This is a genomic window from Ruegeria sp. HKCCE3926, from assembly GCF_017872515.1.
GTDB lineage: Bacteria > Pseudomonadota > Alphaproteobacteria > Rhodobacterales > Rhodobacteraceae > Ruegeria.
Genome location: NZ_JAEDOU010000004.1, coordinates 299096 through 313236, shown reverse-complemented (window position 1 = coordinate 313236; position 14141 = coordinate 299096). Strand labels below are relative to the sequence as shown.

Sequence of the window (14141 nt, the reverse complement as noted above, 5' to 3'; positions counted from 1 at the left end):
GACAACATGAGCAAGGTCAAAGACGTTCCTTAGCTATACTGTTTAATGGGATCTTCATTTGTGGCAGCGATTTGGAGGAGAATATGCAGGTTTATCGAGGGATTTTACTGGCACTGTTAGTCACGGGGCCTGCACTAGCGCAGGAAGTCAGCGTCAGTGAGGGAAGTGATTTGTACCGGACGTATTGCTGGCAATGTCACGGCTTCGAAGCGACCGGAGACGGGCCAATGGCCGAAATGCTGGCTATTCGAACACCCGACCTTACCAAATTGGCGGGCGAAAACGACGGTGTGTTTCCGATAGTTCGCATAGCTGAACAGATTGATGGTCGTTCACAATTGCTCGCCCATGGGGGCGAAATGCCAATCTTTGGCACGGTGTTTGAGACAGACCAACAAATCGCGGTGGCTCTGCCTAATGGGCAACCTATGATGGTAGGCCTGCCGTTGGCGAATTTGCTCGCCTTTCTTGAATCGATCCAGTCTGAATAGTTACTGACCAATCTGCTCATCGGTGTCAGCCGTTCGTCTGATTGACATGAGAGTCAATGGCGGCCCCAACACCTCGAAGGCCACAGTACTGGCTAGAGTAAAGGCCATGATCGACGAGGCCCAATGTGGAAATTGCTCTCCGGCGACGAGGGCCATTCCTACCGCGACACCGGCCTGTGGTAACAAAGCTGGGCCGTACCAGCGGGTCTGACGGCTAGGCAGGCCGCCAAGTCTCGCTCCGCAATAACCCCCGACGAGGCGGGCGACGGCGCGCAAGAATAGGAAAAGAGCACCAGCCCAGCCCATCAAGCCGAAGGCTTCAATATCCAGCGTGGCGCCAGCTAGTAGGAAGAACAAAATCATGAACGGCCACTGAATGTGCTCGATCTCATGAAAAGTTCGGTCGTGATGGCGGGCAAGATTCCCAATAACTGCGCCCGCAACCATGCCTGCTACCAAGAATGAAACCTCCAGCCAAAGCGCGAGGCCCGCTGTAAGAAAGACGATACCCATTGCTTCTGCCTGCATTGGCTCTCCCGGCTTCAAGCGACCGGTGAGGTAAGCGGATGGCACGCCTAGCGCGGAACCCAACAAAATAGCCCCTCCGAAATCCCACATCGCTGTGGTCGTGATGGTGGCCCAACCGTCCGAATGACCGGCCAGAACCAATGCGACGCTGAAAACGATCAGACCCCAAGCGTCATCAATTGCGACTATGCCCTTTAATGTCTCGGTGAAGCTGTTGGACACCCCAGATTGTTTGATCACGTCTGTCATGGCGGCCGGAGCAGTAGCCGTAGAAATTGCCGCCAGCACCAACGCCAACCCGAAGGGTACGCCAATTGCGGTCAATCCAGCAGACACAATAACAAGGGTTGCAACCACGATTGAAATCGAAATCGTCAGAATGGCTCGGCCATGCCGTACCAGGTTCTCGCATGTCAAAGATCCTCCAAGAAGGAACGCGACCATCGTCAAGGCTACAATGGATATCTCGTCGAACCACATTGCAATGTCGAGTGGGATCAACCCCATTCCGGCGTTCCCGGCGATCAGACCGAGGAAAAGTAAGGTTGTAACACGAGGAAGATGCGTGGCCCGGCCAAGTTGGTCGGCCGCCAATCCGGCAAGGAAGAGGACACCAAGGGTAATCAGAAAGCCGGCAATGTGCATAGAAAACCAAGCGTTAAGTTCTTGTCTAGACTACTCTAACTCCAACACTGCCCTCTAGGAACCGATGTCGGAGAGAATGCGAGTGTCCCGTTGTAGCCTATGCCGAGGGTACTAAAAATAAGGGATATTGATCTGTATTAAGGCGAAAGCGCGCCGTAGGTGGCACAATAACTCATTCGGTAGATGAGGAGGAGTTTTCGATGTCGACAAAGAAACCCAACACAAATAACCCGACCTCACTTTTGGATGTTTTCAAGCAAATGCAGCCGCCCATGTCTGGCAATCCGGCCTTCGGTGCCCAGATCGAACAATTTTGGGACGCGCAAGAAAAATTGCTCGAAGAAACAGAGGCCTTTGCGCAGCATTGGTTCGAACGGCGTCATGAGGCGGTCCGGACGGCTCTACAAGCTGCACGCAATGTGTCTTCCGCGAACCCGTCCGATCCATCGAAAGCTCTTCAGAGCATGGCGGAATGGCAGCGCCATTCGGCTGAGCGGTTGGTTGCTGACGCGCAGGAATGGTTCGAAACCGTGTCCCGTTGTGCATCTTATGTCGCTGAAACCGAAGCTGAAGCTGTTGAGAAAACAGTTGATGATGTTGTAGCCGCTACAAAGAGCGCGGGGAAATCTTCAAAGTCTGAGCCTGTGTAGGTTTCCTGCTGCCGAGGAACCAAATTGAAGTCATCGGTGCAGTAGATAGGAGGTCAAATGTACAAGAATATCCTGATCCCGGTTGCTCTGGACCAAGAATACGACACACAAGCGTCGTTTGAGGCCGCGCGCCAATTGGCTGATGCGGACGCTGTATTTACCGTGATACACGTCCAAGAGCCAATTCCGGCTTACGTGGGGTCTCAGATTCCCAGCGAAGTACTTGCCAATACGCGGCATGAAATCCTAGAAAACCTGCATCAGACTGCTTCTGAAATTCCAGGCGCGAAGGCTCGGCTCATCTCTGGGCACGCGGGTAGGGCTATTGTCGACTTCGCAAATGAGAGCGACGCGGATTGCATCGTCTTGGCTTCGCACAAGCCTGGTTTTGAGGACATATTTTTAGGTTCCACTGCGAACAGAGTCGTGCACCACGCCAGGTGCTCGGTTCATGTAATTCGTTGATCCAAAGTTAGCGGTGTGACTTCCTTTTCGAGTGGCCCTATACTTAGTGAGCCAAATCAGATCGAGAGAATTGACAGCTGAGCCAAAGAACCCTTGGACTGTAGCTATACTTTTTGCAATTTTTGCAGCTTACCTGCGGTTTCGAATTTATTAGAACGCTGGATTACTTTATTGCGAAGAACAGTTTCTGGTTGGTCGCTGGGAGACTTTCGACACTTGGGTTGCCTCGGAGCCTCAGATTGTGCTCTTAGATGTAGTCTACTTGGCTTTTCTTCGAAGCACGGTTGTTCGATGAAGGCCAAATCCCGCTCCCGCAACCAATATTACCTACATAAAACAGTATGTTACGCACCGCCTCAAGGCGGTGTTGCAATTTGTGCCAACCCCGCTGGAAGCACTGTGGAAGCAAGCGGGCGTAATTAAGGTTGTGCTTTCGGGGTACGCTGTAACCGTCGCGTCATAGGGACCATCGGAGCTGTGCCAGAGCTCCTTCACCGGACGGTCACGTTCTTATTGATGGATTGCGCCAAACATAATCGAGACCTCGATCACATAACGAGGCGTTCTGAGGAGCCCGCTCCGACCGGTTTTGAGATCAAAAAGCAGTTCATAGCAGAGGCGGAAGAGGTCAGGTCAGCCGGTCTAGTATGCCAGCTGACTTTGAGAACAAATCAATCAACTTCCGGCAGCCAGAACCCACCACGTTCCCAACGGTAGACGCGGTCAACCAATTTCGACGGGCAACAATTTGGATCACCGTCAGCGAAGTCTTTTCCGACGATATGCATTCGGTTAGACGCGAGCGCTTCTATTGATATCAATCCGCGCGCAGGTATACCTACAAATTCAATTTCCGCCGTTGCCCACATGTCGACATGGGCCGCCGAAGGCCGGTATTCCGGAACACGTACTACGACCGGCGTGACTGCGCTTGTTCCAGCCCCACCTGCGCATCCGACATCTACAACCGGAAACGCAATATATGTAGTGACGTCAAAATCGTCAGTGCCAAGTTCCGCAAGCAAAGATTGTGCGGCTTCTGGATCCGCGCAGCCTACAGCGTCAACAAAACTACCTACTTTCTCGTTAATAATAGCCTCTCTGTCAGCATCCATTGCCATCGCATTCGACATGACCAATGCCATCGCTCCAGCGGATGCGAGAAATTTCTTCATTCTGTGCCCTTCTTGGATTTATTACCCACACCGCTCTTAATAAAGGCGAGGGTGGTCGTAAAGTGAGCCATTATTCGTTTGCATTGCCCTGCGCTGCCGCCGCTGCCCGGAGGAAATGTAATCTAATCGAAACAAGAGAGCTTCTTCGCTTTCAGAATGCGATCTCTCAATCGACGCAGCAATGCAGAATGGGGATTCGATGTGCCCTGTCGTTTCGAACCAGGCGGTTCGGTGGTTTCACGTTGGAGAACGCCCCGGAAAAATTCTCCAATTCTGGCCGATGATTCATTTAAGTTGGCGCCTTTTACCGTGATTTCAACGGGTTCAGCAATTTTGTCAGAGAGAGGCACAAATCATATTTTTCGCCTTGTATTCCCGTCGCTTGCAAGGATATACCCGTCGGCGGAGACGTGGCCGAGTGGTCGAAGGCGCTCCCCTGCTAAGGGAGTAGGCGGGAAACCGTCTCGAGGGTTCGAATCCCTTCGTCTCCGCCATCAACCTATTTTAGACAATTGACGCGGTGCGTATAACGTTCCATTTACTTTTTATTAATAGGCGTTTACCGACTCACAGCATCATCGTGAATTTTACTGGTTACACCTAGTGTTATTCAATAAGTGGCATTTAAATGTCTGCGCTAAGCGCAAAGCTGACAAAGAAGCTGGTAGAGAATCTGGGTCCGGGTCGGCATAGCGACGGCTCTGGTTTGCACCTTGTTGTTGATCCATCGCGTGCGCGGCGTTGGATAGTACGCGTACCAGTCACCCGACCGAACTGATGGTTCGGGTGCGGGAAAGCGTCAAACCAGAAGTGGCATCATTGCGGTTGCAAGGCTCAGGACGAGGAAGAACCCCGCCATGTCGGTTATAGTCGTCAGTAAAGGGCCGCTGGCGACAGCAGGGTCCTGACCGATGCGCTTCAACAGCAATGGCAGAACACCGCCAATGGACACGGCGACGACGGTGTTGAGCGCAAGCGCTCCACCAATCACCAGCCCCAAAAACGGGTTGCCTTTCCACACCCAGGCAACGAGGCCGATCAGAAGCCCCAGAACGAACCCGTTGATCACCCCGACCGACACTTCTTTGAACCAGACACGCATGGCGTCGATGGGCCGGACAAGGCCGAGGGACAACTCGCGCATGCTGACGGCGACGGCCTGATTGCCCGAGCAGCCGCTCATGTCGGACACCATCGGCAAGAACACTGCAAGCGCGATCACCGCGGCAAGGGTTTGTTCATACGCGGCGATTACGCTGGCCGCGATCACATTGAGAACAATGTTGGCCGAAAGCCATTGAAGCCGTCGCCTCGCACGAAGCGGCAGTGGCATCGACCGAAGCTCATCGCCGAAGACACCCTGGCGTTTCAGGCTGGCCGATTCCGCACGTTCCAAAAGGGCTTCATCAACGGCAGACCGCGAGACAACGCCCACCAGGTGCCCGTCTGCTTCCACGACCGGTAATCCAAGAAACGGGTGTTCATCGAACAAGTCTTCCAGTTTCTCCAGCGGCATGTTGGCTGGGACGGTAATTGGGGGCACCATGATATCGGTCAAACGCGCGCTTCGGCGTGTGGACACGAGGCTGCGCAATGAGACCACGCCAATTGGGGCACCATTCGAATCCAGCACATAGGGATGCTGACCCCGATAGCGTTCAAGGTCGTATTCTTCGTTGGCGAACCGCCGTAGAACCTTCCCAACTGTATCGGTTTCGGAGAACGTGAAGGCTTCGGCAACCATGAGGCCGCCCGCGACATCGTCCTCGTATTCCACCAGCCGACGAACATCTGCGGCGTCCTCAGGATCCATCCGGGTAAGGATTGCTTCCGCATCTGCGTCTTCAAGCTCTCCGATGACATCGGCCTGAACATCAGAATCCAGCTCTTCGATGACTTCTGCGGCCTGCTCCGACTCCATGCGCTCGACAAGATCGACCGCCATCGCGTTCGGCGCCTCTTCGACAAGTTCGGCAGCCAGTTCCGATGGCAGCAAAGACAGCACGGCACTCCGCTGCTCTACTGGCAGATTGAGCAGTTCACGCAGGGCATCGCTCAACGGAAGCGGATCAAGCAGCCGTGCGAGTTCAGCGCCGTCACGCTCTGCCAGGGCTTGTTGCAACTGCGTTTCCAGTTCCCTTGGGATAGTATCTGTGTCGCTCATATTCGATTCTTTGATGTGAATTCTGGAGAATGTAGGACTTTTAGCAGATTTTTTTTACCTATAGACAAATATTAATTGCCAATATAGAAAAAGTCATGCTTGAAAATGACTGGATATCCATGACCGCCGTACGCCTCGCCGAGCTTTACGATCAGGACTTTGGCGGCAAGCCGAATGGACGTTATCGAATACCGGACAAGCTCGTGCGCCGGATTGCAGGGCGCAGGCGATTGTACGAAACAGACATTCGTGCACTTTCGGTTGCACTTTTTGAACTTGGGTACGTGTTAATCGACATGGATACGTTCTATGTCGTGATGGGCGCCAATTCGTTTGTGAACTACAGACGTGCCAACGATGACTGCATAGAGTAGATGCTATGGTGAAGCGTGTCTCATACCCAGAAATCATAGGTTGGCGTGAACGCATCAGCCTGCCCGACTTCGGAATAGAGAATATCCCGGCCAAGATAGACACTGGCGCAAGAACCGCTGCGCTCCATGCAGTGGACCAGACCGTATTTGAGATTGACGGCGAGCGATGGGTCGAGTTCATGATACCGGTCCAAAACCGCCGTTCACCAAACCGGGTTCGAACCAGGGTTGTCGACGAACGCGAGATCAAGAACACAGGTGGTGTCCCCGAACGTCGACTGATCGTGAGAACGCAGCTTTTGCTTGGGCGGCATCGCTGGCAGATCGACGTTTCGCTGGCCAACCGTGCGAAGATGGAATTTGATCTGATCCTCGGCCGCACCGCCATTCGCAGGCGGGGAATTCTTGTCGATCCGGGTCACTCCTATCTGCTGGGTTCCGGAAAAGCTCCAACTGGGATCAAAAGAAAAGCCACACGCAACGACCCGGAAGGACAACGCCAATGAAATTTGTCATGCTGGCCCGCAATCCAGAACTTTACTCCCATCGTCGTCTGAAAGAAGCCGCCGAGCAGCGCGGCCACGAGCTTGATATCGTGAACACGCTGCGCTGCTACATGAACATCGCTTCACGCCGACCCGAGGTCTACTATGACGGTAAGAAGCTTGGGCGTTATGACGCGGTAATCCCCCGGATCGGAGCATCGGTCACATTCTATGGGCTGGCTGTGCTGCGACAGTTCGAGATCATGGGGGTCTTTCCGCTCAACGAGTCAGTGGCGATTGGCAGATCTCGCGACAAGTTGCGTTCCATGCAACTCATGGCGCGGGACGGCATAGGCCTGCCTGTCACCACGTTCGCTCATGATCCTAAGCAAACCGACGAAGTTCTCAAACTCGCGGGGGACGCTCCTCTGGTGGTCAAGCTTCTGGAGGGTACGCAGGGCATCGGAGTGGTTCTTGCCGACTCAAACCGCTCGGCAAAATCCGTGGTCGAGGCATTTCGCGGCGCGAAAGTTAACATCATGGTACAGGAGTTCATCAAGGAAGCGGGCGGTACAGATATTCGTGCGCTTGTGGTTGGTGGCCGCGTTATCGCGGCGATGCAGCGGAAGGGAGCCGAAGGAGAGTTCCGATCCAACCTGCACCGGGGCGGAAGCGCCCAACCCATCAAGATCTCACCCGAGGAACGCTCTACCGCTGTGCGTGCAGCCAAGACGATGGGGCTGAATGTCTGCGGCGTAGATATGCTGCGCGCCAATCATGGGGCGGTTGTCATGGAGGTGAATTCCTCACCCGGACTTGAAGGGGTGGAAAAGGCAACTGGCATTGATGTTGCAGGCAAGATCATCGAGTTTCTTGAAAAGAACGCCACTAAGGGAAATACCAAGACCAGAGGGCGCGGATAACAGCCATGCGCGAGCCATTTGAAATCGGCGGTTTCACCGTCCCGGCCGGCACGCGGATTACGCTGGACCTGCCGGTGAGCGTGATGTCCGATCATACGCCGGTCAGCATGTCAGTGCATGTGGTTCATGGCCGCCGCCCAGGGCCGGTCCTGTTTGTCAGCGCGGCAATTCATGGCGATGAGGTGATTGGCGTCGAAATCGCACGGCGATTGCTACGGGCCCCTCAACTCGACAAGATCGCGGGCACGTTGCTGGTTGTGCCAATCGTGAACGCGTTCGGCTTCATGACACAATCGAGATACCTTCCGGACAGGCGCGACCTGAACCGGTCGTTTCCCGGCAGCGAGGGCGGATCATTGGCGGGCCGCCTCGCACATATCTTTATGACCGAAATTGTTGCGCGTTCCGACCTCGGTATCGATCTTCATTCTGCCGCGATCCACCGCACCAACCTGCCTCAAATTCGAGTTTCTCCGGCCTCGGATGCGACGATTAGATACGCCGATGCGTTCGGTGCACCGGTCGTCATGATTTCCAAGCTGCGCGACGGGTCCCTGCGAAAAGCGGCACAAGAGCGAGGTGTCGATGTGCTGCTGTTCGAAGGGGGAGAAGGGCTGCGTTTCGACGAACTTTCGGCCCGGGCGGGTCTTGCAGGTATTCTTCGGGTTATGAACGCGATGGGCATGGTCGCCAGGCGTGGCATCGCTACCGTGCGTGAGGCGCCGGTTCACGCACGGACGAGTTCCTGGGTGCGCGCTCCGGTCGGCGGTTTGCTTAGAACGTTCAAGGCAGCGGGCGAATATGTGGAGGTCGGCGACTTGCTTGGCCGGATCTCGGACCCGTTTGGCGAAGTAAGAAAGGACGTTCTTGGAGAAACGGACGGCATCATTGTGGGCCGTACCAATTTGCCATTTGTGCACGAGGGCGACGCGTTGTTTCATATCGCCAAAACGACGAGCGCAGATGTTGAAATGCGGATCGACATGATCGCCAATCAGCTCGACGGTGATCCAATGTTCGATGAGGACGAGATCATTTAGGTGGCCTGAATGTGGGGGCGCGGGGCAGTTTCCCACCCCGCGCCGGTTTACGAGATTGCACGCAATCCGCGGCTTGCCATTACCTCCCATGCGGCGAGCGCGATCAGCGCCGATCCCGTTAGCCATGCATTGGCCGTTGCCACAATATGGCCGGTGAAATTCAGCGCTGTTGGTGCGACGATCAGCGAAATCCCCAGTGCCGATACCGGAGTCACCCGTGCGAGAAGGTGGCTCCGACCGTCAGCGCCGGACATGACCAGAACACCAATGCCAATTGCCATGAAGGCGAGAGCTTCAAGTTCAGCCATGCCCTGCAAAAGAGTTTCCTCACGAAACAGGACAAAGGGGGACAAAACCAACCAGATACCCATCGCGGCAAGCAGCCATTTTTGAGGCAGGATTGGCTTCCTCATAACCGTGACAACCTTTGCTTACTGATCCCCTGTGGGACCAAGGAGAAGCTCTGCATCAACGGCGGCAACCAATTCGTCGTCATTGATGAAACCATCGGCATTTGCGTCGATCTCCAGGAAGAGATCATCCGAGACTTCAGGATACTTGGTCTGAAGCTCTGCCAGCGACGCCAGGCCATCCCCGTCCATGTCAAGATCAGCGGGCATGGCGAATGCCGGAACAGCAAACAGTGAAGAGAGCAGAGCAACAACAGAAACTCGACTCATTTTGTTATCTCCATGAGAAAATGGGCTTCTTGCCCATTGTGGGGTTGGTGCAGCGCTCCGGTGTCGGTGGCGTTTCTACAGGTTTCAGATTGCAACGGTTCCTCAGATCGAGATCTCCACTACAAACGAGAATTTTGATTGGCGTTCCGATCTGGCGGGGCACCTTCGCGCTACTTAGAGAATATGGCACACACGTATCTTATTGAATAACGAATTTTTTGCGCAGATAATATCGGATATTCGAATAGGTGACCGATGGATATTGAACTTGCTCGAACTTTCCTCGCCGTGGTGGAAACTGGAACCTTTCTCGACGCAGCCAACAAGGTTCACGTCACACAATCGACAGTGAGCATGAGAATCAGAACTCTCGAGCAACAGCTTGGTCAGCCGGTGTTCCAACGTGGTAAGTCGGGTGCAACCTTGACCATTGCCGGGCGACATTTCCTCAAACACGCTCAGGTTCTGGTGCGCACCTGGACACAGGCAAAGCTGGACGCTGGTCTTCCCGCCTCCATGGCCGCAGCGCTGGAAATCGGCGCGGCGCCGAGCCTTTGGGACGGGTATCTCATAAACGCCTTACCAGAGTTGATGGCAGCGTTGCCGAACGTTGCCGTCAGAGCCTCGGCGGCCTCCTCCGAAGCGATGGCTCGAGAGATCGAGGAGGGCAGCCTCGACCTCGCCGTCATGTACCGTCCGCGGAACGCCTCGGGCTTGTCCGCACTTCAACTTTTTGAGGATGAGTTTGTACTTGTCAGCAGCGGCCCTGACGCCGAACCCGCCGCACTGGGCAGCGCTTACATCCTGATAGATTGGGGCCCGGAGTTCCGCGCCGACCATTTGCTGAACTTTCCAGAGCTTGACGCACCGCGCCTTCAGCTGGGCATCGGAACCTTGGGCCTGCAGTATCTGAAATCTGTTCCCGCAGCTGGCTACTTCCCCAGGCGCGTGATCGAAACGGAACTTCAGGACGGGTGGCTCACGCTGATCGAGGCAGCACCAAGGTTTGCTTACGCGGCCTATGCGGTGTTTGATGAGAGCGAGGTGGATGGGTTCCCGGGTCAGGCCGCGCGACGGCTTCGCAGCTTCGCGGACTCCATGGGTTGAATTGCCAACTGGTCAGAAACGACGTTTCACGAACTCGATTCCGGGAGAGATTTACTCAACAAACCAGTCCAGACTGAGATCACACATTGCAGGAGAGTTAGCAAGGAAGGGGCGGCAACTCGTCTCTAATGGAAACCCTGTGGAGGAAATCGTCGGCTTCAGCCGGGCGGTTCGGGTTGGATCGTTCATCGCTGTCGGGGGCACCGCGCCAGTAGATGTGAACGGCAAGACGCTAGGCATCGGTGACGTCTATGCCCAGCCCAAGCAGTGTTTCGAGATCATCAAGGCCGCTCTCGAACATGTCGGGTCCGGCCTGCAGGACATCGAGCTAACCCGTGTTATCCTGACGGACATCAACAACTGGAAGGACGCGATCGAGGCCCGCAAACTGTACTGCCGCGACGCTCGACGCGATCTCGCTGCCAGCGCCCGCGCCCCGGGCATGCACTGCTAGGAGTGGATCGAAGCGTCGGCGCAATCCATGCCCCTCGACGACGGCGAGTTCGATCTGGCTTTCTGCCATCACGGCCTGCAGTTCTTTCCGGACAAGACAGCGGCCCTCAGCGAAATCCGCAGAGCGCTGAAGCCCGGTGCATTGTTGGTTGTGACGTGCTGGAAAGCCATCCCACCCCTTTTCGCGCCAAACCAGTTAGATCATGCTCATGCTGCGAAGGGAAAAGCAGATGAGAAACACCATCACAGGGTCGGTCGAAGAGAAAGATCCAGATTTGCGACCGAATGTCCGCTTCTGTAACGCTTGAGTGGTGACCCTGCGGTCGCATCGAACTTCCGCTTCCCGCCAAAAACGACAATTGTTGCGCTCGTTACCTAAGTCGTCTTTGGGGCTTGGAGCGGTCGTTTGCTGAACTCTGCTTGAGTGTCTGCTTTAGTGTTTTACCGACATCCTGTGATATGACACTGTGCGCGATGCCTGGCTCGAAATCGAACTTAGTGTGGTATGTATGGCGGTATTATTTCTTTTTACCTAAATTTAACAGTATCTTGCAGGCTAAGTTATACTGACTTCGTCCCCGCCATCCAACTTTCTTTATCTTTCTGTCCGGTGGAATGCGGCTCGAAGCTGGCTGGGCCCGTGATATCCTGTCTTGCATTGGATTCCGAAATTTCTCGAAAGATCGGAATGCGGCGGCGGGGCCTGGTGTCCAGCGCGATCGAAGCCTTTTCTACCCTGGACATTCTCAAAGTGTGGCAGAACAGGGCAAAAAGCCTGTCGGAATGACCGGTCACGATCCGGTAACGGCTTCGTGCGAATCGTTGTCCCCGTCGATCGGGAGAGCAACATGCCGCAACATATCATTCCATCTGAACCCTGGCAGGACCTGGAAAAGCCCAATCGTGGATTGAACCGGGATCAGTGTCTTTCGAACGCGCCGATTGGTGCCAGAGACAGGGCAGCCGCCGAACATAACGGCGAAGCAGACCTGTTTGCCGGGACTTGGCCCACGAGCTTTTCGAAGGGCTTGCGGCATGACGAAAATGGTATTGTCGACGCGCAGGTTTATACCGAGTTTCTGGAAGAAGTGGCTGACCCAACCGGCACCGACAATCATGGAAACAGGCTGACGCTGTTTGACACGCCAGCCTATTCCGGGCCCTTCCGCACCGCGCCATCAGAGGGTGGTGAATTTAGATGGCGTGCGTGGGAAGGGCCGATCCTGGGTCATCGGTTGGGGTTCAATGGATTGGACGCCGGCGGTTTGGGTATCGCTCCGGCGCCCAGGCTTGGGTCAGATGAACTGGCGGCAGAGATGGCCGAACTCTATGCGATGGCCTGTCTGCGGGATGTGCCCTTCGAAACCATTCGGGATGGTGCCGAGGGAACCGACAAGGTGCTTGGCGCCCTGGGCCGGTTGGAGTGGTTCCGCAAAGACGGTTGCCCAAAGGATGCCAGCGGTGCCGAGATCGGGAAAGTACCGGCGGCGCGCCAGGTTCGAGATGGCGAAGGTCTGTCTTCGCGAACTTTGTTCCGCGGCTCGAGCCAAGGCTGTTCGGAAGGGCCTTACATGTCGCAGTTCCTTTTGCAGGGGTACGGCCCGCTGACGTCAGACGCGGCGCATGTGCAAGGGCGGTGGTTGGAAAAAACAACAACACCAGGGACAATGCCGTTTGGTTCATTTCGGCTTGACCAAAGGGTTGTACCTCAGGCTGTTGGCGTGGACTATTTGCGGGACTGGGCCGAGTGGCTGGACGTTCAAAACGGGGCGGACGCAACCGGCGAACAAGCCTTTGAGGCCTGTGGCCCGAAGTTTATTGAAACACCTCGCGACCTTGCTACCTATGTGCATTTCGACTCGATCTATCAGGCTTTTTTCAATGCCTGCCTGTTGATGTTGGGCAGAGGGTTTCAAGCAGATGACGGTCTGCCCGATGTCTGGAATTCCCGTGCGGAGGATAGTGGGGCCCATTGGGGCGGATCACACGCGCTGTCAATGCTGGCAGAAACCGCGACCAGGGCAATGCGGGCCGTGCGACGCCAGACCTTTCAGGTGCACAACCGCGCCCGCCCTGAAAAGCTGGGCAGCGTTGCAACCTTGGTGGCGAATGGTCATGGCGCGGTGCTTGGGGCAGCGGAACCGTTTGCCGCAGCCCATCTTGAGAAATTGGAAAGCGCCGCCTGCGAAGATTTCAGTCTTGTGGAAGCCATTGCCGCCGCGCCGGCCACCAAGCGGTTCGCCCACAACGCGGTTTCTCATAAAGGGCTGCCACAAATCGATCGCAACCTGCTTTTGCCTGTTGCTTATCCCGAGGGCTCGCCAATGCAGCCGTCCTACGGGGCGGCGCATGGCGCAGTTGCCGGGGCGTGCGCGACGCTGCTCAAGGCGTTCTTCAGAACACATGCGCTGGACGGGTCCAGGGTAACTTTGGCAGAGGCGGGTATGCCGCGCGTCTTTGTTCCGGCTCCGGGTGGCAGGACACTGGTTGAGTCCGTGCAGCCAGAGGACAACGCAGCGAAGCTTACGCTGAATGGCGAGCTGAACAAGTTGGCTGCGAATATCGCGATCGGGCGCAATTTTGCAGGGGTACATTTCTACAGCGACTATTTCGACAGTATCCGAATGGGTGAACGCGTTGCGGTGGGCATTCTGGCCGAACAGATGGCGAATTTCCGGGGGGCCGTGAAAATGTCGCTTGAAACATTTGATGGAGATCGCCTCAACATCGTTGGCGGTCGTTCTTGCGGTAGCGAAATCCACATTGTGAACAGTACGCCCGAATTGTGGTGGACCCGTCATTTGCCTGAACAGGCGGGGTGGGCATGATGAAGCTATCAGGCCCCATGACAGGTCGATTTCCATGATGCTTCCTTGTTCGTCACCGGTGGCGATCGCCCTTTCGGAATTGAAACCCTGCGGGCATCGACCTCTGACTTTCCATTCTAGTGTCTCTGAAGCC

At 55.4% G+C, this 14141-nt stretch carries 15 protein-coding genes and 1 tRNA gene; 11 read left to right on the top strand and 5 right to left on the bottom strand.

The window, feature by feature from the left end:
• Window positions 1-83: 83 nt before the first annotated feature.
• A complete protein-coding gene (locus I9184_RS13380; RefSeq protein WP_171724807.1) occupies window positions 84-491 on the top strand; it encodes a c-type cytochrome in 408 nt (135 codons plus the stop codon).
• Here the strand turns inward: I9184_RS13380 and I9184_RS13375 are convergent, their stop codons facing one another.
• Window positions 492-1664: a cation:proton antiporter gene (locus I9184_RS13375; protein WP_171724808.1), complete on the bottom strand. Its 1173-nt coding sequence runs from the start codon at window positions 1662-1664 to the stop codon at window positions 492-494.
• 200 nt (window positions 1665-1864) lie between these two features.
• On the opposite strand from I9184_RS13375, the gene I9184_RS13370 reads away from it, so the two are divergent.
• Complete coding sequence (locus I9184_RS13370) at window positions 1865-2314, top strand: phasin family protein (RefSeq protein ID WP_171724809.1); 450 nt, start codon at window positions 1865-1867, stop codon at window positions 2312-2314.
• 57 nt (window positions 2315-2371) lie between these two features.
• Entirely contained in the window at window positions 2372-2779 is a 408-nt protein-coding gene (locus I9184_RS13365) for a universal stress protein (protein ID WP_171724810.1), read from the top strand.
• Between the two features lie 671 nt (window positions 2780-3450).
• Here I9184_RS13365 and I9184_RS13360 read toward each other — a convergent pair.
• Window positions 3451-3954 (bottom strand): hypothetical protein, encoded by a 504-nt coding sequence (locus I9184_RS13360; protein ID WP_209834767.1) that lies wholly within the window; start codon window positions 3952-3954, stop codon window positions 3451-3453.
• A 404-nt stretch (window positions 3955-4358) separates the two neighbouring features.
• Here I9184_RS13360 and I9184_RS13355 point away from each other — a divergent pair.
• Window positions 4359-4448 (top strand) — tRNA-Ser (locus I9184_RS13355).
• 305 nt (window positions 4449-4753) lie between these two features.
• Here the strand turns inward: I9184_RS13355 and mgtE are convergent.
• The gene (gene mgtE, locus I9184_RS13350; RefSeq protein WP_171638637.1) at window positions 4754-6118 is read right to left on the bottom strand and encodes a magnesium transporter; all 1365 of its coding nucleotides are present in this window, start codon (window positions 6116-6118) and stop codon (window positions 4754-4756) included.
• Between the two features lie 95 nt (window positions 6119-6213).
• Here mgtE and I9184_RS13345 point away from each other — a divergent pair, with 95 nt between their 5' ends.
• Genes I9184_RS13345 through I9184_RS13330 form a run of 4 tightly spaced genes read left to right on the top strand, consistent with a single transcriptional unit; the run spans window position 6214 to window position 8940 of the window.
• Window positions 6214-6492 carry a hypothetical protein gene (locus I9184_RS13345; protein WP_171724339.1) on the top strand — a complete coding sequence of 93 codons (279 nt, stop codon included), beginning with the start codon at window positions 6214-6216 and terminating at the stop codon, window positions 6490-6492.
• 5 nt (window positions 6493-6497) lie between these two features.
• Window positions 6498-6998 (top strand): RimK/LysX family protein, encoded by a 501-nt coding sequence (locus tag I9184_RS13340; protein WP_171724338.1) that lies wholly within the window; start codon window positions 6498-6500, stop codon window positions 6996-6998.
• On the top strand, window positions 6995-7900 hold the full coding sequence (rimK, locus tag I9184_RS13335; protein WP_171638640.1) for a 30S ribosomal protein S6--L-glutamate ligase: 906 nt from the start codon (window positions 6995-6997) through the stop codon (window positions 7898-7900). Before I9184_RS13340 ends, rimK begins: the two co-directional genes overlap by 4 nt.
• Before the next feature lie 5 nt (window positions 7901-7905).
• Window positions 7906-8940 carry a succinylglutamate desuccinylase/aspartoacylase family protein gene (locus tag I9184_RS13330; RefSeq protein ID WP_171724337.1) on the top strand — a complete coding sequence of 345 codons (1035 nt, stop codon included), beginning with the start codon at window positions 7906-7908 and terminating at the stop codon, window positions 8938-8940.
• Window positions 8941-8987: 47 nt separating this feature from the next.
• On the opposite strand, the gene I9184_RS13325 is transcribed toward I9184_RS13330, so the two are convergent.
• Window positions 8988-9353: a hypothetical protein gene (locus I9184_RS13325; protein ID WP_171638642.1), complete on the bottom strand. Its 366-nt coding sequence runs from the start codon at window positions 9351-9353 to the stop codon at window positions 8988-8990.
• A gap of 18 nt (window positions 9354-9371) precedes the next feature.
• Window positions 9372-9620: a hypothetical protein gene (locus I9184_RS13320; protein WP_209834765.1), complete on the bottom strand. Its 249-nt coding sequence runs from the start codon at window positions 9618-9620 to the stop codon at window positions 9372-9374.
• Between the two features lie 255 nt (window positions 9621-9875).
• Here I9184_RS13320 and I9184_RS13315 point away from each other — a divergent pair, with 255 nt between their 5' ends.
• From I9184_RS13315 to I9184_RS13300, 3 genes are all read left to right on the top strand, one after another.
• On the top strand, window positions 9876-10727 hold the full coding sequence (locus I9184_RS13315; protein ID WP_209834763.1) for a LysR family transcriptional regulator: 852 nt from the start codon (window positions 9876-9878) through the stop codon (window positions 10725-10727).
• Between the two features lie 139 nt (window positions 10728-10866).
• Window positions 10867-11181, top strand: a complete 315-nt coding sequence (locus I9184_RS21130; RefSeq protein ID WP_209834761.1) for a Rid family hydrolase — start codon at window positions 10867-10869, stop codon at window positions 11179-11181.
• Window positions 11182-12028: 847 nt separating this feature from the next.
• Window positions 12029-14008, top strand: coding sequence for a hypothetical protein (locus I9184_RS13300; RefSeq protein WP_209834758.1), 1980 nt, complete (start codon window positions 12029-12031; stop codon window positions 14006-14008).
• The last annotated feature ends 133 nt before the right edge of the window (window positions 14009-14141 follow it).